The sequence below is a fragment of the Streptomyces sp. NBC_00028 genome, assembly GCF_045041065.1.
In the GTDB taxonomy this organism is placed as follows: domain Bacteria; phylum Actinomycetota; class Actinomycetes; order Streptomycetales; family Streptomycetaceae; genus Streptomyces.
The window spans coordinates 8,146,752-8,167,533 of the sequence record NZ_CP108293.1; the positions used below are offsets into that span (position 1 = coordinate 8,146,752).

20 protein-coding genes are annotated in these 20,782 nt (G+C 70.0%); 18 read left to right on the plus strand and 2 right to left on the minus strand.

What is annotated here, in order from left to right; translation table 11 throughout:
• Positions 1-9 precede the first annotated feature (9 nt).
• Both OG885_RS36775 and rpsD read left to right on the plus strand, forming a co-directional pair.
• Positions 10-1,365: a replication-associated recombination protein A gene (locus OG885_RS36775; protein WP_405739214.1), complete on the plus strand. Its 1,356-nt coding sequence runs from the start codon at positions 10-12 to the stop codon at positions 1,363-1,365.
• A 294-nt stretch (positions 1,366-1,659) separates the two neighbouring features.
• Entirely contained in the window at positions 1,660-2,274 is a 615-nt protein-coding gene (gene rpsD / locus OG885_RS36780; protein ID WP_030053239.1) for a 30S ribosomal protein S4, read from the plus strand.
• Positions 2,275-2,304: 30 nt separating this feature from the next.
• Here the strand turns inward: rpsD and OG885_RS36785 are convergent, their stop codons facing one another.
• Positions 2,305-4,449 (minus strand): ATP-binding protein, encoded by a 2,145-nt coding sequence (locus tag OG885_RS36785; RefSeq protein ID WP_405739218.1) that lies wholly within the window; start codon positions 4,447-4,449, stop codon positions 2,305-2,307.
• 170 nt (positions 4,450-4,619) lie between these two features.
• On the opposite strand from OG885_RS36785, the gene OG885_RS36790 reads away from it, so the two are divergent.
• The 14 genes from OG885_RS36790 to nusB all read left to right on the plus strand — a co-directional run bounded on the left by OG885_RS36790 (position 4,620) and on the right by nusB (position 18,205).
• The gene (locus OG885_RS36790) at positions 4,620-5,054 is read left to right on the plus strand and encodes a DUF948 domain-containing protein (protein WP_399958280.1); all 435 of its coding nucleotides are present in this window, start codon (positions 4,620-4,622) and stop codon (positions 5,052-5,054) included.
• Positions 5,055-5,062: 8 nt separating this feature from the next.
• Entirely contained in the window at positions 5,063-5,416 is a 354-nt protein-coding gene (locus OG885_RS36795) for a hypothetical protein (protein WP_329341339.1), read from the plus strand.
• Positions 5,416-8,088, plus strand: coding sequence for an alanine--tRNA ligase (alaS, locus tag OG885_RS36800; RefSeq protein ID WP_405739222.1), 2,673 nt, complete (start codon positions 5,416-5,418; stop codon positions 8,086-8,088). The genes OG885_RS36795 and alaS overlap by 1 nt, the downstream gene beginning before the upstream one ends.
• Before the next feature lie 2 nt (positions 8,089-8,090).
• Positions 8,091-8,555: a Holliday junction resolvase RuvX gene (ruvX, locus tag OG885_RS36805; protein WP_405743044.1), complete on the plus strand. Its 465-nt coding sequence runs from the start codon at positions 8,091-8,093 to the stop codon at positions 8,553-8,555.
• A gap of 122 nt (positions 8,556-8,677) precedes the next feature.
• Entirely contained in the window at positions 8,678-10,402 is a 1,725-nt protein-coding gene (mltG, locus tag OG885_RS36810; protein ID WP_405739224.1) for an endolytic transglycosylase MltG, read from the plus strand.
• Positions 10,383-11,222, plus strand: coding sequence for a shikimate dehydrogenase (locus OG885_RS36815; protein WP_405739227.1), 840 nt, complete (start codon positions 10,383-10,385; stop codon positions 11,220-11,222). The genes mltG and OG885_RS36815 overlap by 20 nt, the downstream gene beginning before the upstream one ends.
• Before the next feature lie 118 nt (positions 11,223-11,340).
• Positions 11,341-11,796, plus strand: coding sequence for a hypothetical protein (locus OG885_RS36820; RefSeq protein WP_405739229.1), 456 nt, complete (start codon positions 11,341-11,343; stop codon positions 11,794-11,796).
• Between the two features lie 239 nt (positions 11,797-12,035).
• The gene (aroC, locus tag OG885_RS36825; RefSeq protein WP_405739231.1) at positions 12,036-13,220 is read left to right on the plus strand and encodes a chorismate synthase; all 1,185 of its coding nucleotides are present in this window, start codon (positions 12,036-12,038) and stop codon (positions 13,218-13,220) included.
• On the plus strand, positions 13,217-13,729 hold the full coding sequence (locus OG885_RS36830) for a shikimate kinase (protein ID WP_405739234.1): 513 nt from the start codon (positions 13,217-13,219) through the stop codon (positions 13,727-13,729). Before aroC ends, OG885_RS36830 begins: the two co-directional genes overlap by 4 nt.
• The gene (gene aroB, locus OG885_RS36835) at positions 13,726-14,817 is read left to right on the plus strand and encodes a 3-dehydroquinate synthase (RefSeq protein ID WP_405739237.1); all 1,092 of its coding nucleotides are present in this window, start codon (positions 13,726-13,728) and stop codon (positions 14,815-14,817) included. The genes OG885_RS36830 and aroB overlap by 4 nt, the downstream gene beginning before the upstream one ends.
• Before the next feature lie 165 nt (positions 14,818-14,982).
• A complete protein-coding gene (locus OG885_RS36840) occupies positions 14,983-15,885 on the plus strand; it encodes a Pro-rich N-terminal domain-containing protein (protein WP_405739240.1) in 903 nt (300 codons plus the stop codon).
• Positions 15,886-16,037: 152 nt separating this feature from the next.
• Positions 16,038-17,144 (plus strand): aminopeptidase P family protein, encoded by a 1,107-nt coding sequence (locus OG885_RS36845; RefSeq protein WP_405739243.1) that lies wholly within the window; start codon positions 16,038-16,040, stop codon positions 17,142-17,144.
• A gap of 57 nt (positions 17,145-17,201) precedes the next feature.
• A complete protein-coding gene (efp, locus tag OG885_RS36850) occupies positions 17,202-17,768 on the plus strand; it encodes an elongation factor P (protein WP_059196374.1) in 567 nt (188 codons plus the stop codon).
• Between the two features lie 2 nt (positions 17,769-17,770).
• The gene (nusB, locus tag OG885_RS36855) at positions 17,771-18,205 is read left to right on the plus strand and encodes a transcription antitermination factor NusB (protein WP_097261491.1); all 435 of its coding nucleotides are present in this window, start codon (positions 17,771-17,773) and stop codon (positions 18,203-18,205) included.
• Between the two features lie 176 nt (positions 18,206-18,381).
• Here nusB and bldD read toward each other — a convergent pair whose 3' ends face one another.
• A complete protein-coding gene (gene bldD, locus OG885_RS36860) occupies positions 18,382-18,882 on the minus strand; it encodes a transcriptional regulator BldD (RefSeq protein ID WP_003956405.1) in 501 nt (166 codons plus the stop codon).
• A gap of 253 nt (positions 18,883-19,135) precedes the next feature.
• Here bldD and pyrR point away from each other — a divergent pair, with 253 nt between their 5' ends.
• The gene (gene pyrR, locus OG885_RS36865; RefSeq protein ID WP_405739248.1) at positions 19,136-19,723 is read left to right on the plus strand and encodes a bifunctional pyr operon transcriptional regulator/uracil phosphoribosyltransferase PyrR; all 588 of its coding nucleotides are present in this window, start codon (positions 19,136-19,138) and stop codon (positions 19,721-19,723) included.
• A 78-nt stretch (positions 19,724-19,801) separates the two neighbouring features.
• Entirely contained in the window at positions 19,802-20,779 is a 978-nt protein-coding gene (locus tag OG885_RS36870; protein ID WP_399958310.1) for an aspartate carbamoyltransferase catalytic subunit, read from the plus strand.
• Positions 20,780-20,782 lie beyond the last annotated feature (3 nt).

The following is a 20,782-nucleotide window of genomic DNA, read 5'->3' on the forward strand; positions in this document are numbered from 1 at the left end:
GTTTTCGATGTGGAGCCCGATCTGTTCACCGCCGCAGCCGAAGAACGCCAGGAGAAGGACCCCGCCGGGAGTCCCCTGGCGGTGCGGATGCGCCCCCGCACCCTCGACGAGGTGGTGGGCCAGCAGCATCTGCTGAAGCCCGGCTCGCCCCTGCGCCGCCTGGTCGGCGAGGGCGCGAGCGGCCCGGCCGGGCCGTCCTCCGTGATCCTGTGGGGCCCGCCCGGCACCGGCAAGACGACCCTCGCCTACGTCGTCTCCAAGGCCACCAACAAGCGCTTCGTCGAACTGTCGGCGATCACCGCGGGCGTCAAGGAGGTCCGCGCGGTCATCGACGGCGCCCGCCGCGCCACCGGGGGATACGGCAAGGAGACCGTCCTCTTCCTCGACGAGATCCACCGCTTCAGCAAGGCCCAGCAGGACTCCCTGCTCCCGGCCGTCGAGAACCGCTGGGTCACCCTCATCGCGGCGACCACCGAGAACCCCTACTTCTCGGTGATCTCCCCGCTCCTGTCCCGCTCCCTCCTCCTCACCCTCGAACCCCTCACCGACGACGACCTGCGCGCTCTGCTCCGCCGGGCCCTCACCGACGAGCGCGGCCTCAAGGGCGCCGTCACCCTCCCCGAGGACACCGAGGACCACCTGCTGCGGATCGCCGGTGGTGACGCCCGCCGCGCGCTGACCGCCCTGGAGGCCGCCGCCGGGGCCGCCCTCGACCAGGACGAGAGCGAGATCAGCCTCCAGACCCTGGAGCAGACGGTCGACCGCGCGGCCGTGAAGTACGACCGCGACGGCGACCAGCACTACGACGTCGCCAGCGCCCTGATCAAGTCCATCCGCGGCTCGGACGTCGACGCCGCGCTGCACTACCTGGCCCGCATGATCGAGGCCGGCGAGGACCCCCGCTTCATCGCCCGGCGTCTGATGATCTCGGCGAGCGAGGACATCGGCCTCGCCGACCCGAACGCGCTGCCCATCGCGGTCGCCGCCGCCCAGGCCGTCGCCATGATCGGCTTCCCCGAGGCCGCCCTCACCCTCAGCCACGCCACCATCGCCCTCGCGCTCGCCCCCAAGTCCAACGCCGCGACCATGGCGATCGGCGCCGCCCTGGGCGACGTACGCAAGGGAATGGCGGGCTCCGTGCCGCCCCACCTGCGGGACGGGCACTACAAGGGCGCCGCCAAGCTCGGGCACGCGCAGGGGTACGTGTATCCGCACGACCTGCCGGAGGGCATCGCCGAGCAGCAGTACGCCCCGGAGGAACTCAAGGACCGCGAGTACTACGCGCCGACCCGGCACGGCGCGGAGGCGCGGTACGCGGACGCCGTCGAGTGGACCCGTAAGCACCTCGGTCGCAAGCGGTCCTGAGCAGCCTGTAGAATCCCTCGAAGTGCTGTGTCCCGTGCAGTCAGAACGGGACGGTCAGCCGGAACCCCCTGGGGTTCCAGGAGCGTCGCGCACCGTTCGAATGGTGTCGCGGGCCGCCCACCACCACTCACCAGCAGGTGAGACCGGTCGGTGGGCCACTCGCGTGCTGCACGTATGTGCCCAGACCAGGGAGCGGCTGCCCACCAGGCCCGGCAACGGACCCGGAGGGTTTCCCCGGCTGCGGATGCGACCTCCCGCAACCCTGACAAGCCGAACACCGAGAAATGAGAGATTGTGGCGAACCAGTCCCGCCCCAAGGTCAAGAAGTCGCGTGCCCTCGGCATCGCGCTGACCCCGAAGGCCGTCAAGTACTTCGAGGCCCGTCCCTACCCGCCGGGTGAGCACGGCCGTGGCCGCAAGCAGAACTCGGACTACAAGGTCCGTCTGCTGGAGAAGCAGCGTCTGCGTGCGCAGTACGACGTCTCCGAGCGTCAGCTGGTCCGCGCCTACGAGCGTGCCTCCAAGGTGCAGGGCAAGACCGGCGAGGCCCTCATCATCGAGCTCGAGCGCCGTCTCGACGCCCTGGTCCTGCGTTCGGGCATCGCCCGCACCATCTACCAGGCCCGTCAGATGGTCGTCCACGGCCACATCGAGGTCAACGGTGGCAAGGTCGACAAGCCGTCGTTCCGCGTCCGTCCCGACGACGTCGTGATGGTCCGCGAGCGCAGCCGCGAGAAGACCCTCTTCTCGATCGCCCGCGAGGGCGGCTTCGCCCCCGAGGGTGAGACCCCGCGCTACCTCCAGGTGAACCTCAAGGCCCTGGCGTTCCGCCTGGACCGTGAGCCGAACCGCAAGGAGATCCCGGTGATCTGCGACGAGCAGCTCGTCGTCGAGTACTACGCCCGCTGATCACCAGCAGGTTGTAGGACACGCACCACCTCAGCCCGCCGTCTCCCCGCCCTTACGGGTGCGGGAGGCGGCGGGTTCGTGCATGGTAACGGGCCCTCGTCCATGCCGCGCCTGGCCGCGCGGACCGGGCAGCGGCGCCGGCGGCCGCCCCAGCGCACGGGCCACCGCCGCCTCCCGGCCGAGCCGGGCCCCTTCCCGTACGCACTCCGCGTACCGCGCGTCGCCCAGCCGTTCCCGCGCCGTCGCCTCGCACAGCTCGTGCGGGGCGTTGTAGTAGGCCGAGCCGAACAGCGGCAGCCCCACCGAGGGCCACATCGCCCCCGCCGCGCCCTGCAGCACCGCCGCCTCGGCGGCGTCCGCGGCCTCGCCCCGCGCTGCCGTGACCAGGGCCAGCAACTCGATCGACAGCACCGAACCCAGCAGATCGCTGAACGCGTGCGCGGCACCGAGGCAGTCGGTGAGCAGCTCCCGGGCGTCGGTCAGGTTCCCCTCGGTCCAGGCCGCGTACGCCAGCACATACAAGGCGTACGACCTGGTCCAGCGCTCCCCGTGGTCCTCGCAGACCCGGCGGACGTCCTCGCACAGCTTCACGGCCTCCGGCAGATCGCCCTGGAAGGCCCGCGTCATCGCCAGCTCGACCTGCCCCATCAGCACATTGCTGTTGAGCTCGCCGATCTCCTGGTAGCGCTCCAGCGCCGACCGCAGCAGCGTTTCTGCGCGGGGCATGTCGTCCGTGACCAGCGCCAGACAGCCGGTGCGGTGCTCGGCGTAGGCGATCGCCGTCGGGTTCGCCGAGCGCTCCGCCTCCTCCCGGCACTCCTGGAGCGCGGCCAGCGCGGGCACCTTGTCGCCCTGGAGGATCGCGACATAGCCGAGCACCCACAGCGCCTTCAGCCGGGACAGCTCATGGTCGGACTCCAGCTGCACGGACTGCTCCAGCCAGTGCCGGCCCTCCGACAGCCGCCCGCAGCCGACCCAGTAGAACCAGAGCGAGCCCGCGAGGTACTGCCCCAGATACGCCTCGTCCGGGTCGGCCAGACAGCGCTCCAGGGCGCAGCGCAGATTCGGCAGCTCCGCCTCGATCCGCGCCGCCACCTCGCCCTGCCGCGGTGAGAACCAGTCCAACTCGCACCAGGTGGCCAGGCCCAGATACCAGTCGCGATGGCGACGGCGCAGCCGGTCCGCGTCCCCAGTTGCCTCCAGCCAGTCCTCGCCGTACGCCCGGACCGTGTCCAGCATCCGGTAGCGCACCCCCGCCGTCGTCTCCTCACGCCCGACCACCGACTGCGCGAGCAGTTCCGTCAGCACGTCCAGGACGTCCTGCTCGGCCAGGCCGTTGCCGCTGCACACGTACTCCACGGCCTCCAGGTCGAACAGCCCGGCGAACACCGAGAGCCGCGACCACAGCAGCCGCTCCTCCGGTGTGCACAGTTCATGGCTCCAGCCGATCGCCGTGCGCAGCGTGCGGTGCCGCGCCGGGAGCCCGTGGGCCGCGCCCGTCAACAGCCGGAAGCGGTCGTCGAACCGGGCCAGCAACTGGGCGGGGGACAGGGCCCGCAGCCGCCCGGCCGCCAGCTCGACGGCGAGCGGGATGCCGTCCAGCCGCCGGCACAGCTCCCGTACGTCGGGATCGTCACCGACGGCCGCACCCTGACCGCCCGCGCGGTCGACGAAGAGCTCCACGGCCTCGTCCTCGCCCAGCGGCGCCAGCGTGAACACCCGCTCGCCCGGCACGGACAGGGGCCGGCGGCCCACGGCGAGCACGGTGAGCCCCGGCACCCGGCCCAGCAGGTCCGTCACCAGCTCGGCGCACGCCTCGACGAGATGCTCGAACCCGTCCAGGAGGAGGAGCAGTTGCCGGTCGCACCGACCGAGACGCGCGAGCAGCGTCTCGCGCGGCAGCCGCGTGGTGTGGTCGGTCAGCCCCAGCGCCTGCACGACCGCGTAGTCGACGAACTCCGGGTCGCGCACCGGCGCCAGTTCGACCCGCCAGGCCACCCTGCCCAGGGCGGCCCGGGCCGCGAGCCGTGACTTGCCCACGCCACCGGCGCCGGTCACGGTCACCAGGCGTGAGGTCTCCAGCAGTCGGGACAGCGCGGCGAGTTCGGCCGGGCGGCCCACGAACGCGTCCAGTTCGAGAGGCAGATTGCCGTCGCTGAGCCGATCATCCCGCATAGGACACGGAGCGTACTGAACCGTATTCACTCCGTACAATCGCTTCGTGCAACTCGGGCCCGCGCGGGCGGTAATCCGGTGCGGAGCCCCACCCACGGCGCGATAGGCTCGGGCCACTGTTCTTTTCTGGGTTCCGATGTTCAGAGCACGTATCAGGGAGCGGGTGCGCAGTGTCCGGTGGAGAGGTGGCCGGCATCCTGGTGGCCGTCTTCTGGGCGATCCTGGTCTCCTTCCTCGCCGTCGCGCTGGCGAGGCTGGCCCAGACGCTCAGGGCGACCACCAAGCTGGTGGCGGACGTGACCGACCAGGCCGTACCGCTCCTCGCGGACGCCTCCTCCGCGGTGCGCTCCGCGCAGACCCAGATCGACCGGGTGGACGCGATCGCCTCCGATGTCCAGGAGGTCACCTCCAACGCCTCCGCGCTCTCCACCACCGTCGCCTCCACCTTCGGCGGGCCGCTGGTCAAGGTCGCGGCCTTCGGCTACGGCGTGCGCCGGGCGATCGCCGGCCGCAAGGACGACGTGCCCGCCAAGACACCCCGGCGTACCGTGATCGTGGGCCGCACGGTTCCGGCGTCACGACGGAGCAAGCGGAAGAAGGACTGAGACCAGCGATGTTCCGCCGTACGTTCTGGTTCAGCACGGGCGTCGCCGCCGGTGTGTGGGCCACCACCAAGGTCAACCGCAAGCTGAGGCAGCTGACCCCGGAGCACCTCGCCGTCGCCGCGACGAACAAGGCGATCGAGGCCGGGCACAAGCTCAAGGACCGCGCGGTGGGCTTCGCGCTCGACGTCCGCGACAACATGGCCCAGCGGGAGGAAGAGCTGGGGGAGGCGCTGGGTATCAACGCGAACCCCGAACTCCCCGCGCCTCGGCGGTTCGCCGCCATCGAGAACCGCAACAACCCGAAGTACGCCGAGGGATCGACGTACAAGACGTACCCGTACAACCGGAATGAGGACCACTGATGGAGTCGGCCGAGATTCGCCGCCGCTGGCTGAGCTTCTACGAGGAGCGCGGTCACACCGTCGTCCCTTCGGCGTCGCTCATCGCGGACGACCCGACTCTGCTCCTGGTCCCCGCCGGCATGGTCCCCTTCAAGCCGTACTTCCTCGGTGAGGTCAAGCCGCCGTGGGCGCGCGCGACCAGCGTGCAGAAGTGCGTGCGCACGCCCGACATCGAAGAGGTCGGCAAGACCACCCGCCACGGCACGTTCTTCCAGATGTGCGGCAACTTCTCCTTCGGCGACTACTTCAAGGAAGGCGCCATCAAGTACGCCTGGGAGCTGCTCACCAGCCCCCAGGACAAGGGTGGTTACGGCCTGGAGCCCGAGAAGCTCTGGATCACGGTCTACCTGGAGGACGACGAGGCCGAGCGCATCTGGCACGAGGTCGTCGGCGTGCCCAAGGAGCGCATCCAGCGCCTCGGTATGAAGGACAACTACTGGTCCATGGGCGTCCCCGGACCCTGTGGCCCCTGTTCCGAGATCAACTACGACCGCGGCCCCGAGTTCGGCGTCGAGGGCGGCCCCGCCGTCAACGACGAGCGGTACGTGGAGATCTGGAACCTCGTCTTCATGCAGTACGAGCGCGGCGAGGGCATCGGCAAGGACAACTTCGAGATCCTCGGCGAGCTCCCCAGCAAGAACATCGACACCGGCCTCGGCCTCGAGCGCCTCGCGATGATCCTGCAGGGCGTGCAGAACATGTACGAGATCGACACCTCCATGGCCGTCATCAAGAAGGCCACCGAGCTGACGGGGGTCGCCTATGGCGACGCCCACGGCTCGGACGTCTCCCTGCGCGTGGTCACCGACCACATGCGTACGTCGGTGATGCTCATCGGTGACGGTGTCACCCCGGGCAACGAGGGTCGCGGTTATGTGCTGCGCCGCATCATGCGCCGCGCCATCCGCAACATGCGTCTGCTCGGCGCCACCGGACCGGTCGTGCTCGACCTGATCGACACCGTGATCGCCATGATGGGCCAGCAGTATCCCGAGCTGGTCACCGACCGCGAGCGCATCGAGAAGGTCGCCGTCGCCGAGGAGAACGCCTTCCTCAAGGCCCTCAAGGGCGGCACGAACATCCTCGACACCGCCGTCACCGAGACCAAGGCCGCCGGTGGCACGGTCCTCGCCGGCGACAAGGCGTTCCTGCTCCACGACACCTGGGGCTTCCCGATCGACCTCACCCTGGAGATGGCCGCCGAGCAGGGCCTCTCCGTGGACGAGGACGGCTTCCGCCGCCTGATGAAGGAGCAGCGGGACCGCGCGAAGGCCGACGCCCAGGCCAAGAAGACCGGCCACGCCGGTGCCGGTGCCTACCGGGAGATCGCCGACAAGACGGGCGAGACCGAGTTCATCGGCTACAGCGACACCGAGGGCGAGTCCACGATCGTCGGCATCCTCGTCGACGGCGCCTCCTCCCCGGCCGCCACCGAGGGCGACGAGGTCGAGATCGTCCTGGACCGCACCCCGTTCTACGCCGAGGGCGGCGGCCAGATCGGCGACACCGGCCGGATCAAGGTCGACTCCGGTGCCGTCATCGAGATCCGCGACTGCCAGAAGCCGGTCCCGGGTGTCTACGTCCACAAGGGCGTCGTGCAGTTCGGCGAGGTCACCGTCGGTGCCAAGGCCCACGCCTCCATCGACAGCCGCCGTCGCACGGCCATCGCCCGCGCCCACTCGGCCACCCACCTCACGCACCAGGCGCTGCGTGACGCCCTCGGCCCGACGGCCGCCCAGGCCGGTTCCGAGAACCAGCCCGGCCGCTTCCGCTTCGACTTCGGCTCGCCGTCCGCCGTTCCGACGGCCGTGATGACCGACGTCGAGCAGAAGATCAACGAGGTGCTTGCGCGCGACCTCGACGTCCGCGCCGATGTCATGGGCATCGACGAGGCGAAGAAGCAGGGTGCCATCGCCGAGTTCGGTGAGAAGTACGGCGAGCGCGTGCGCGTCGTGACCATCGGCGACTTCTCCAAGGAGCTGTGCGGCGGCACGCACGTCCACAACACCTCGCAGCTCGGCCTGGTCAAGCTGCTCGGTGAGTCGTCCATCGGCTCCGGTGTCCGCCGTATCGAGGCCCTCGTCGGTGTCGACGCCTACAACTTCCTCGCCCGGGAGCACACGGTCGTCGCCCAGCTCCAGGAGCTGATCAAGGGCCGTCCGGAGGAGCTGCCGGAGAAGGTCTCCGCGATGCTCGGCAAGCTGAAGGACGCCGAGAAGGAGATCGAGAAGTTCCGCGCGGAGAAGGTGCTGCAGGCCGCGGCCGGCCTCGCCGAGTCGGCGAAGGACATCCGTGGCATCGCCGTTGTGACCGGCCAGGTCCCGGACGGCACGACCGCCGACGACCTGCGCAAGCTGGTCCTCGACGTGCGGGGCCGTATCCAGGGCGGGCGGGCCGCGGTCGTGGCCCTGTTCACCACGGCCAACGGCAAGCCGCTGACGGTCATCGCCACCAACGAGGCCGCCCGCGAGCGCGGCCTCAAGGCCGGTGACCTGGTCCGTACGGCCGCCAAGACCCTCGGCGGCGGCGGTGGCGGCAAGCCGGACGTCGCCCAGGGCGGCGGCCAGAACCCGGCCGCGATCGGCGAGGCCGTCGAGGCCGTCGAGCGGCTGGTCACGGACACCGCGAAGTGACGATGCGCAGAGGGCGTCGACTCGCGATCGACGTCGGGGACGCCCGGATCGGGGTCGCCTCGTGCGACCCCGACGGGATCCTCGCCACTCCGGTGGAGACGGTGCCGGGCCGGGACGTCCCGGCCGCCCACCGCCGGCTGAAGCAGTTGGTGGAGGAGTACGAACCGATCGAGGTCGTCGTCGGACTCCCTCGCTCCCTCAAGGGGGGCGAGGGCCCGGCCGCAGTGAAGGTCCGAGGCTTCGCCCAGGAGCTGGCCAAGGGCATCGCGCCGATCCCGGTCCGCCTGGTGGACGAGCGGATGACCACGGTCACGGCAAGCCAGGGACTGCGCGCCTCAGGTGTGAAATCCAAGAAGGGCCGCTCCGTCATCGATCAAGCAGCCGCTGTGATCATCCTTCAGCAGGCGCTCGAATCCGAACGGGTGTCAGGTAAAGCACCCGGAGAGAGCGTCGAAGTGGTCATCTGATCGCGATACGGTAACGTTCCGCGCGATCGCGGCGCTGTTCGAACAGGTGCCGCACAGAGAGAGGCGGAACGGATGCCGTGCCACAAGCCGCGCGACCGCCGCCTCGCGGCTCTAGGGGATCGATGACTGAGTATGGCCGGGGCCAGGAAGGCTCCGAACCGTGGCATCCGCAGGACCCGTATTACGGGGACGGCGGATGGGAAGGGCAGCAGGGCCACCCCGGCCATCAAGCTGCCTACGGCGGCCAGCCGCAGCACTATCCGCAAGCGCCGCAGCAGTCGGAGTACGGCGACTGGGGCACCGGCCAACAGGCCGACTACGGTCAGGCGCAGCAGCAGTACCAGCAGCAGCACTACGGCCAGCAGCACCAGCAGCAGTACGACCCGAACCAGCAGTACGGCCAGCAGCAGTACGCGCCCCAGCAGCCTCAGCAGCCCCACCAGCAGTACGACAACGGTGCCTGGGGCACCGGGACGCACACGCATGTCCAGTACCAGGACCCCTCGGACCCGTACGGCCAGCAGGCCGCCGCGTACGGCGTCGGTGACCAGCCCGACTACTACGGCACCCCCGACGCGTACCCGCCGCCGGAGCCGCCCAGCCGTCGCCGAGCAGAGCCGGAACCGCAGCGGACGGACTGGGACCCCGGCCCCGACCAGGGCGAACACGCCTTCTTCGCGGGCGGCGGGGACGATGACGGCGACGGCGCCCCCGACGACGAGGGCGGCCGTGGCGACCGCAGGGGCCGCGGCGGCAAGAAGCCCAAGAAGCGGCGCAGTGGCTGCGCCTGCCTGGTGGTCGTGCTGGTCTTCGGCAGCGGTATCGGCGGCATCGGCTATTTCGGTTACCAGTTCTACAAGGATCGTTTCGTCTCGGCGCCGGATTATTCGGGTGACGGTAGCGACCCGACGGTGTCGATCGTCGTCCAGAAGGGGGCGGGCGGTGCCGACATCGGGCGATTGCTGAAGGCGAAGGGTGTCGTCAAGAGCGTCGACGCATTCGTTTCTGCGTTCACCCGGAACGAGGGGGAGAAGAAAGTCCAGGCCGGCGCCTATCTGCTGAAGACGCAGATGTCCGCCGAGAGCGCCGTGAAGATGATGCTCGATCCGAAGAGCCAGAACGCCGTGATGGTCACGCCGGGTCAGCGCAATATCGCGGTCTACAAGCTTATCGACGACAAACTCGACCTGAAGTCGGGTGCCACCCTCAAGGTGGCCAAGGCGGATTACAAGAGCCTCGGGCTTCCGGACTGGATGGAAGTCAACAGCGAGATGAAGGATCCGCTGGAGGGCTTCCTGTATCCGGGCACCTATCCGGCGGCCAAGGGCATGAAGCCCGAAGCGGTCCTCAAGGGCATGGTGTCCGCGGCCACCAAGAAGTACGACGCGCTCAACCTGGAAGCCAAGGCCAAGGCACTCAAGGTGGACAGTCCCCTCGACCTCGTCACCATCGCGAGCCTCGTCGAGGCCGAGGGCAAGACCCCCGACGACTACCGGAAGATCGCGGAGGTGGTCTACAACCGTCTCGACTACGCGAACCCGCAGACCTATGGATCGCTCCAGTTCGACTCGACGTACAACTACGCGAAGAACGAGAGCAACATCGACATCAGCGAGTCGGAGATCAGCAAGGACAAGGACCCGTACAACACGTACACCAACAAGGGTCTGCCGCCCGGCCCGATCGGGAACCCGGGCGCCGACGCGCTCAAGTCGACGCTGAATCCCACCGACGACGGCTGGTACTACTTCGTGGCGACCGACGGCGTGAGCAAGACAGAATTCGCCAAAACGCACGAAGAGTTCCTGAGACTCAAGGAAAAGTTCGATGAGAGCAGGGGCAACTGACGCCCGCCGGGCCGCTGTGCTCGGTTCGCCCATCACCCACTCCCTCTCCCCGGTGCTCCATCGCGCCGCGTACGAGGAACTGGGGCTCAAGGGCTGGTCGTACGACCGCTTCGAGATCGACGAGGCAGCACTGCCCGGGTTCTTCGCGGAACTCGGACCCGAGTGGGTCGGGCTGTCGCTGACCATGCCGCTGAAGCGGGCGGTCATCCCGCTGCTCGACGAGATCAGTGAGACGGCGGCCTCGGTGGAGGCGGTCAACACGGTTGTGTTCACCGAGGACGGCCGCAAGGTCGGCGACAACACCGACATCCCCGGCATCGTCGCCGCCCTGCGTGAGCACGGCATCGAGACGGTGGACTCCGCCGCGATCCTCGGTGCCGGCGCGACGGCGTCCTCGGCGCTGGCCGCACTGGCCCGGGTCTGCACCGGTGAGGTGGTCGTCTACGTCCGCAGCGAGGCCCGCGCCGCCGAGATGCGGCAGTGGGGGGAGCGGCTGGACGTGGAGGTCCGTACGGAGGACTGGTCCGCGGCGGCCGACGCGCTGCACCGGCCGCTGGTGATCGCCACCACCCCGGCGGGCACCACGGACGCCCTGGCCGCCGAGGTGCCCGAGCGGCCCACCACCCTCTTCGACGTGCTGTACGAGCCGTGGCCCACCCAGCTCGCGGCCCGCTGGTCGATGTTCGGCGGAGCCGTCGTCAGCGGCCTCGACCTGCTGGTGCACCAGGCGGTGCTCCAGGTCGAGCAGATGACGGGCCGCACCCCCGCACCACTGGCCGCGATGCGCGCGGTGGGCGAACGGAGCCTCGCGCGCGCGTGATGGGGCCGTGGCGCGACGGTGTGCCGTTCCTCCGCATTCGGAATTCACAGTTCCGCGTGATCTTGGCATGAGAAGCGATTAGTGTGCGATCTCTCGCGATGATCATGGAAGAGGAATTGTGATAAAGAGACGCATCAGTTCGGTCGCGGCGGGGCTCGGAATAGCGGGCGTCGTCGGCCTGGTCGGGGCGACGCCGGCCGCCGCGGCCGCGTCCACTCCCGAGGCGGCCTGCGGATCGGGCTATTACGTGCTGGAGTCCCACACGGTGGGCTACGACAAGAGCACGGGCAAGCCCGCCGCGCGCGTGTCCCTTCTCTACAACGCCTCCAGCGGCAACAACTGCGTCGTGACCATGCATATCAATGGATATGTCGGTTACGGGGCCGTGACCGAGGCCGGAATCCTCGTGGAGGGCGGCAGCTGGAAGCGGGACAAGGCCGAGTACCAGTACTACGCCGGACCCGTCTACGCCTCCGCGGCCAACAAGTGTGTGAAATACACCGGCGGCGTCGAGTACTACGACAACGGGATCTTCTGGGACAGCTACACCAGCGGTTTCGGCCACTGCGGCTGAGGCGCTGACAGGGGGCCCGGTCGCCCGACGCGGCGACCGGGCCCCTCGGCACGATCGGCTCCGCCTGAGCCTTGCTAGTGGATGTCCGTCCGCCTGGTGGACCGGCGGCCGGACATGTCCGTGGGACGTGGGAGGATCGAAGGTGGCGGGCCCGGGCCGCGCACCTGGTCACGCCATTGCCGTACGCGAGGACGCGCGTACGCAGGGCAGTACGAGGGCGCGAGCATAGAGGAGCACCGTTGAGCAGGTTGCGCTGGCTGACCGCGGGGGAGTCCCACGGCCCCGCACTCGTCGCGACGCTGGAGGGTCTGCCCGCCGGCGTGCCGATCACCACGGAGCTGGTGGCGGACCACCTGGCCCGGCGCCGGCTCGGCTATGGACGCGGTGCCCGGATGAAGTTCGAGCAGGACCAGGTCACCTTCCTCGGTGGCGTCCGGCACGGTCTCAGCCTCGGTTCCCCGGTGGCCGTCATGGTGGGCAACACCGAGTGGCCGAAGTGGGAGCAGGTCATGTCGGCCGACCCGGTGGACGAGGAGATCCTCGCCGGGCTCGCCCGCAACGCCCCGCTGACCCGCCCGCGTCCTGGTCATGCGGACCTCGCGGGAATGCAGAAGTACGGCTTTGACGAGGCTCGGCCGGTCCTGGAGCGTGCCTCGGCCCGCGAGACGGCCGCCCGCGTGGCGCTGGGCGCGGTCGCCCGGTCGTACCTGAAGGAGACGGCCGGGATCGAGATCGTCAGCCATGTCGTCGAGCTGTGCTCGGTGAAGGCGCCACAGGGTGTGTATCCGACTCCGGCCGATGTCGAGAAGCTGGACGCCGATCCGCTGCGCTGCCTGGACGCGGACACGTCGAAGGCGATGGTGGCCGAGGTCGACCAGGCCCACAAGGACGGCGACACCCTGGGTGGTGTGGTCGAGGTCCTGGCCTACGGCGTGCCCGTCGGCCTCGGTTCGCATGTCCACTGGGACCGCAAGCTGGACGCCCGTCTGGCGGGTGCGCTGATGGGCATCCAGGCCATCAAGGGCGTCGAGATCGGTGACGGCTTCGAGCTGGCGCGCGTGCCGGGTTCCAAGGCGCACGACGAGATCGTCAACACGCCGGAGGGCATCCGCCGCGTCTCCGGCCGTTCCGGCGGTACTGAGGGCGGTCTGACCACCGGCGAACTGCTGCGTGTGCGGGCTGCGATGAAGCCCATCGCCACTGTGCCGCGTGCCTTGCAGACCGTCGACGTCTCCACCGGTGAGGCGGCTCCCGCCAACCACCAGCGCTCCGATGTCTCCGCGGTCCCGGCCGCCGGGATCGTCGCCGAGGCGATGGTCGCGCTGGTCCTCGCGGACGCGGTCGCCGAGAAGTTCGGCGGCGACAACGTGGTCGAGACCCGCCGCAACGTCCAGTCGTACCTCGACCACCTGGCCATCCGATGAGCCCTCGGGTGGTGCTCGTCGGCCCGATGGGCGTGGGCAAGTCCACCGTCGGGCAGTTGCTCGCCGAGCGGCTCGGCGTGCGCTACCGGGACACCGACGACGACATCGTCGCCGCGCAGGACCGGACCATCGCCGAGATCTTCGTCGACGAGGGCGAGCCCGCCTTCCGCGCCATCGAGAAGGCGGCCGTACAGCGGGCGCTGACCGAGCACGACGGCGTCCTCGCCCTCGGCGGTGGCGCGATCCTCGACGAGGACACGCGCGCGTCGCTCGCCGGGCTGCCGGTCGTCTATCTCTCGATGGACGTCGAGGAGGCCGTCAAGCGCACCGGCCTCAACGCGGCCCGCCCGCTGCTCGCGGTCAACCCGCGCAAGCAGTGGCGCGAGCTGATGGAGGCGCGGCGGCACCTCTACGAGGGCATCGCCACCGCGGTCGTCGCCACGGACGGTCGTACGCCCGAAGAAGTCACCGAAGTCGCCCTGGACGCACTGGAGTTGAAGCAGGCATGAGTGAGGCAGTGACCCGGATCCAGGTCGGCGGCACCGCGGGCAGCGAGCCGTACGAGGTCCTGGTGGGTCGTCAACTCCTGGGCGAGCTCGGCGGGTTGATCGGCGACAAGGCCAAGCGGGTGGCGATCGTGCACCCCGAGGCGCTCGCCGAGACCGGCGAGGCCCTGCGGGCCGACATCGCCGAGCAGGGCTACGACGTCGTCGCCATCCAGGTGCCCAACGCGGAGGAGGCCAAGACCGCCGAGGTCGCCGCCTACTGCTGGAAGGCGCTCGGGCAGTCCGGTTTCACCCGCACCGACGTCGTCGTGGGCGTCGGCGGCGGCGCGACCACGGACCTCGCGGGCTTCGTGGCCGCCACCTGGCTGCGCGGGGTGCGCTGGATCGCCATCCCCACCACCGTCCTGGCGATGGTGGACGCGGCCGTCGGCGGCAAGACCGGCATCAACACCGCCGAGGGCAAGAACCTCGTCGGCGCCTTCCACCCGCCGGCCGGTGTCCTGTGCGACCTGGCCGCGCTGGACTCCCTCCCGGTCAACGACTACGTCTCCGGCCTCGCCGAGATCATCAAGGCCGGCTTCATCGCCGACCCGGCGATCCTGGAGCTCATCGAGTCCGACCCGCAGGCCGCGCGCACTCCGGCGGGCCCGCACACGGCCGAGCTGATCGAGCGGTCCATCCGGGTCAAGGCCGAGGTCGTCTCGTCCGACCTGAAGGAGTCGGGCCTGCGGGAGATCCTCAACTACGGCCACACGCTCGCCCACGCCATCGAGAAGAACGAGCGCTACAAGTGGCGGCACGGCGCCGCGGTCTCCGTCGGCATGCACTTCGCCGCCGAACTCGGCCGCCTGGCGGGCCGGTTGGACGACGCGACGGCGGACCGCCACCGCACGGTCCTCGAGTCGGTCGGCCTGCCGCTGCACTACCGTTACGACCAGTGGCCCAAGCTGCTGGAGACCATGAAGGTCGACAAGAAGTCCCGCGGTGACCTGCTGCGCTTCATCGTCCTGGACGGACTGGGCAAGCCCACCGTCATGGAGGGCCCGGACCCGGCCGTCCTGCTGGCCGCGTACGGAGAAGTGGGCCAGTAACCGGCCGCGACCCCCTCCGTCCCATGTGCCTTGCGGTCCCGGGCACTTAGGGCCGTCCCCGGCCGTTCACCAAACGGCGACCGGGGACGGTACCGTTCGGTAAGGAGCGGGTCCGTACCCGCTCGGCCAGCGCCCATTGCCTTGTACGAGACGGAGTGGCACCGGATGCAGCACGCAGTGGGTTCTCCGCTGCCGCCGCCCCACCAGCCGGGGCACGGACCGGCCGCCGGCTGGTCGCCGGCCGCACACCACCCGGGTCCCCAGCACCCGGGCGCGCACCAGGGCCCGGCCCCGGTGCCCCCACCGCCCGCGGCCCCGGGCTTCGTGCCTCCCTCGCACCAGCCCCCACCCCAGCACCCCTCGGCGCCGCACGCCCCGCCGCACCAGCCGGCGGCACCGCACCCGTCGGCGCCCCCGGCCCCGGACACCACCGGTCATGTCCCGCTGCCGCCCGGCGGCCCGGTCGGCGTTCCCAGCAGCCCGCCCGCCGCGGCCATGCCCGACCCGACGGCCACCACCCTCGCGGTGCTGCTCATCGGCCCCGCCGGCGCGGGCAAGACCAGCGTCGCCAAGTACTGGGCCGAGCACCGCCGGGTGCCCACCGCCCACATCAGCCTCGACGACGTCCGCGAATGGGTCCGTTCCGGGTTCGCCGACCCCCAGTCCGGGTGGAACGACCACTCCGAGGCCCAGTACCGCCTGGCCCGCCGCACCTGCGGCTTCGCCGCCCGCAACTTCCTGGCCAACGGCATCTCCTGCATCCTCGACGACGCCGTCTTCCCGGACCGCCCGGTGGTCGGCCTCGGCGGCTGGAAGCGCCACGTGGGCCCCGGGCTCCTCCCCGTGGTCCTGCTGCCGGGCCTGGAGATCGTCCTGGAACGCAACGCCGAACGCTCGGGCAACCGCCGGCTCACGGACGAGGAGGTCGCCCGTATCCACGGCCGTATGGCGGGGTGGTACGGGTCCGGACTGCCGATCATCGACAACTCGCAGCTGGACGTTCCCCAGACGGCCCAGGTCCTGGACGACGTACTCGCACGGTCCATCGCAAGCCCGCCCAGCTGGTAAGGGCTTTTGGCTTTCGGGGGCGCGGGGCGGTATCGGTTTGCGGCTCCGCCGCGTGGGCGCGACAAGCCCCCACCGGCTCGCGGGCGGCACGCAACCCCCCATTGGCACCCCCTCAACCGGCACAAACCAGACACCGCTCCTACGCTCGTCTCATGTCAGAGGTCTACGCGGCCCGCCGCTCCAAACTGAGGGCACAGTGCAACGCGGCCGGTAGCGCGGCAGCACTGGTCACGCGCCCCGCCAACGTGCGCTACCTGTCCGGCGCCGCCCCCCGGGGCGCCGTCCTGCTGCTCGGCAAGACCGAGGACCTGCTCGTGTGCACCGGCCCGCCGGAGGACCGTCCCAGCGACGGCCGCCCGGACGAGGCACTGCGGCTGCACACCCTGCCCGGCGCCGGCGGCGACCCCGCCGTAGCGGCGGCCGACTTCGCCGCGGCGCAGGGCGCGGACTCGCTCGCCGTGGAGGAACACCACCTCACGGTGGCCCGGCACAGGGAGATCCGCTCCGTCGTCCCCCGTCTGCGCCTCGCCGAACTGGGCGGCGCCGTGGAGCAGCTCCGCGTCGTCAAGGACGAGGAGGAGCTCTCCTGCCTTCGCATCGGCGCCGAGATCGCCGACCAGGCCCTCGGCGAGCTCCTCGAATCCATCCTCGTCGGCCGTACCGAGCGGCATCTCGCCCTCGAACTCGAGCGCCGCCTCGTCGACCACGGCGCCGACGGGCCCGCCTTCCCCACCTCCGTCGCCACCGGCCCCCACTCCGGCCGCCGCGCTCACCACCCCACCGACCGGCGCGTGGAGGAGGGCGACTTCCTCTCCGTCTGCCTCGGCGCGACGTACCGCGGCTACCGGTGTGAGATCGGCCGTACTTTCGTGATCGGTACGTCCCCCGCCGACTGGCAGATCGAGCTGTACGACCTCGTCTTCGCCGCTCAGCGCGCCGGACGGGAGAGCCTCGCACCCGGCGTCGCCTACCGCGACGTGGACCGTGCGGCACGCCAGGTGCTGGACTCCGCCGGGTACGGAGAGAGCCTGCCGACCCTGACCGGACACGGCGTCGGACTCGAAATCGACGAGGACCCGCAGTTGGCCCCCGCGGCCATGGGTAAACTGGACGCTTGCGTGCCGGTCACCGTCGAACCGGGGGTCCACCTCCCGGGCCGGGGCGGTGTCCGGATCGATGACACGCTCGTCGTACGCCCCGAGGCGGACGGCGGACCCGAGCTACTCACCATCACGACCAAGGAGCTGCTCGCGCTGTAGTTTCCGCTACGCGCGTGCGCCGGGGTCGTCCACGTCAGTCCAGGAGATTCCGCAACCGTGGCTTCCACGAACGACCTCAAGAACGGCCTCGTGCTCAAGCTCGACGGAGGCCAGCTCTGGTCCGTCGTCGAGTTCCAGCACGTCAAGCCCGGCAAGGGCCCGGCCTTCGTGCGCACCAAGCTGAAGAACGTGCTCTCCGGCAAGGTCGTCGACAAGACGTTCAACGCCGGCGTCAAGGTCGAGACGGCCACGATCGACAAGCGCGACATGCAGTTCTCGTACATGGACGGCGAGTACTTCGTCTTCATGGACATGGAGACCTACGACCAGCTGATGGTCGACCGCAAGGCCGTCGGCGACGCCGCCAACTTCCTGATCGAGGGCTTCACCGCCACCGTCGCGCAGCACGAGGGCGAGGTGCTCTTCGTCGAGCTGCCGGCCGCCGTCGAGCTCGTCATCCAGGAGACCGAGCCGGGCGTCCAGGGCGACCGCTCCACCGGTGGCACCAAGCCCGCCACCCTGGAGACCGGCCACCAGATCCAGGTCCCGCTCTTCATCACCACCGGTGAGAAGATCAAGGTCGACACCCGCACCAGCGACTACCTCGGCCGGGTGAACAGCTAACCGTGGCTGCCCGCAACACGGCCCGCAAGCGCGCCTTCCAGATCCTCTTCGAGGGCGACCAGCGCGGGGCAGACGTCCTGACGGTCCTCGCGGACTGGATCCGGCTCTCCCGGACCGACACCCGGCAGCCGCCGGTGAGCGAGTACACCATGCAGCTGGTCGAGGGCTACGCGCAGCACGCGAAGCGCATCGACGAGCTGATCGCGCAGTACTCGGTCGGCTGGACGCTGGACCGGATGCCGGTCGTCGACCGCAACATCCTGCGGCTCGGCGCCTATGAGCTGATCTGGGTCGACGGGACCCCGGACGCGGTCGTGCTCGACGAGATGGTCGAGATCGCCAAGGAGTTCTCCACGGACGAGTCACCGGCGTTCGTGAACGGCCTCCTCGGCCGTCTCAAGGACCTGAAGCCCACGCTGCGCCGCGAAGAGGCGTAAGCAGAGGTACGACATCGCCAGGGGCCCACAGCGTGCGCGCTGTGGGCCCCTGGCGTATCCCGTGCCGGTATCGGTGCCCGGGAGACTCCTGAGGAGCGCAGAAAGCCGCCGGGGTGGCCGGAACCATGAAGTTCCGGCCACCCCGGCGGCACGTTTCTGCTGAGGCGGGAAGCGGCTCAGCTCTCCTCGTGGGACACCGCGCGACGCGCGTCCGCGTCCAGCACGCCCCAGCTGATCAGCTGCTCGGTGAGGACCGAGGGCGACTGGTCGTAGATGACGGCGAGTGTGCGCAGGTCGTCCTGGCGGATCGAGAGCACCTTGCCGTTGTAGTCACCGCGCTGCGACTGGATCGTCGCGGCGTAGCGCTGGAGGGGGCCCGCCTTCTCGGCCGGCACGTGGGCCAGCCGCTCCAGGTCGAGGACCAGCTTCGGCGGCGGCTCGGCGGCGCCGCCCGGCGTGGTGCCCGGCAGCAGTTCCTGAACGGGCACACCGTAGAAATCCGCCAACTCGGCGAGGCGCTGCACGGTCACGGCACGGTCGCCGCGCTCGTACGAACCGACCACGACCGCCTTCCAGCGTCCCTGGGACTTCTCCTCGACACCGTGGAGGGAAAGGCCCTGCTGGGTGCGGATGGCCCGGAGCTTGGCCCCGAGCTGTTTGGCGTATTCGCTGGACATATAGCTCCCCGGCACTGTGTCGACGCGGCCGGCAGGGGCGCCGTACCGCGCGGCTGGTAACTCACTGTGAGGTTACGCAGCGTTACTCTTCTGCGTCAAGCCGAATGAGCCGCACCGACTCTTCCGTGGTGGCGGTGGCCGATTAGGCCATGGGGGTGATCGGGGGTGTCCTCCGGGCCTGATACCGTGGATGGCGCAATTCCGACGTCCTTTAAGGTCCGTCCCGTGAGGCGGAGAAGGAGGTCCGTTTCTTATGGACAAGCAGCAGAACCAGCAGGACATCCAGCAGGACGCATCGAGCGATGCGCGGCCCGTTCTCGAAGGCCCCGACATCGCCCGCGTGCTGACCCGGATCGCCCACGAGATCGTCGAACGCGCCAAGGGCGCCGACGACGTGGTGCTCCTCGGCATTCCGACCCGAGGCGTCTTCCTCGCCCAGCGGCTCGCCGCCAAGCTGGAGGAGATCACCGACCGCAAGATTCCGGTCGGTTCGCTCGACATCACCATGTACCGCGACGACCTGCGCATGCACCCGCCGCGTGCGCTGGCCCGCACCGAGATTCCCGGTGACGGCATCGACGGCCGCCTCGTCGTCCTCGTCGACGACGTGCTCTTCTCCGGCCGCACCATCCGCGCCGCCCTCGACGCCCTGAACGACATCGGGCGTCCGCGCGCGGTGCAGCTCGCGGTCCTCGTCGACCGCGGCCACCGCGAACTGCCCATCCGCGCCGACTACGTCGGCAAGAACCTCCCCACGTCGTTGCGGGAGACGGTCAAGGTCCAGCTCGCCGAGGAGGACGGTCGCGACACCGTGCTGCTCGGTGCCAAGCCGACCCAGTAGCAGACGTCCGCGCGCGCCTTTCGGTGTGCCCTCGCCTGCCCGGAATCTCCCACTGAACTTCCCTACGGAGCCTGACAGATGCAGCGTCATCTCATCTCGGCCGCCGACCTCACCCGTGACGACGCCGTCCTGATCCTCGACACCGCCGAGGAGATGGCCCGGGTCGCCGACCGGCCGATCAAGAAGCTGCCGACCCTGCGCGGCCGCACGATCGTCAACCTCTTCTTCGAGGACTCCACGCGCACGCGTATCTCGTTCGAGGCCGCCGAGAAGCGCCTCTCGGCCGATGTCATCAACTTCACCGCCAAGGGGTCGAGCGTCTCCAAGGGCGAGTCCCTTAAGGACACCGCCCAGACCCTGGAGGCCATGGGCGTCGACGCCGTCGTCATCCGGCACGGCGCCTCCGGAGCGCCGTACCGGCTCGCCACCTCCGACTGGATCGACGCCGCCGTCATCAACGCCGGTGACGGCACCCACCAGCACCCCACACAGGCCCTGTTGGACGCCTTCACGATGCGCCGTCGGCTCATCGGGCGGGACGCCGGGCTCGGCCAGGACCTGTCCGGCAAGCGCATCACGATCGTCGGGGACGTCCTGCACAGCCGGGTCGCCCGCTCCAACGTAGACCTGCTGCACACCCTCGGCGCCGAGGTCACCCTCGTCGCGCCGCCGACCCTGGTGCCGGTCGGCGTCGAGACCTGGCCCTGCGAGGTGTCCTACGACCTGGACAGCACGCTCGCCAAGTCCGACGCGGTGATGATGCTGCGTGTGCAGCGCGAGCGCATGAACGCCGCGTTCTTCCCGACCGAGCGCGAGTACTCGCGGCGCTACGGCCTCGACGGCGACCGCATGGCGCGGATGCCCGAGCACGCCATCGTGATGCACCCCGGCCCGATGGTCCGGGGCATGGAGATCACCGCCGAGGTCGCCGACTCCGACCGCTGCACCGTCGTGGAGCAGGTCGCAAACGGAGTCTCCATCCGGATGGCCGTTCTGTACCTGCTGCTGGGTGGAAACGAGCCCGCCGTCAGCCACACCCGTATCGAGGAGAAGTAAGAG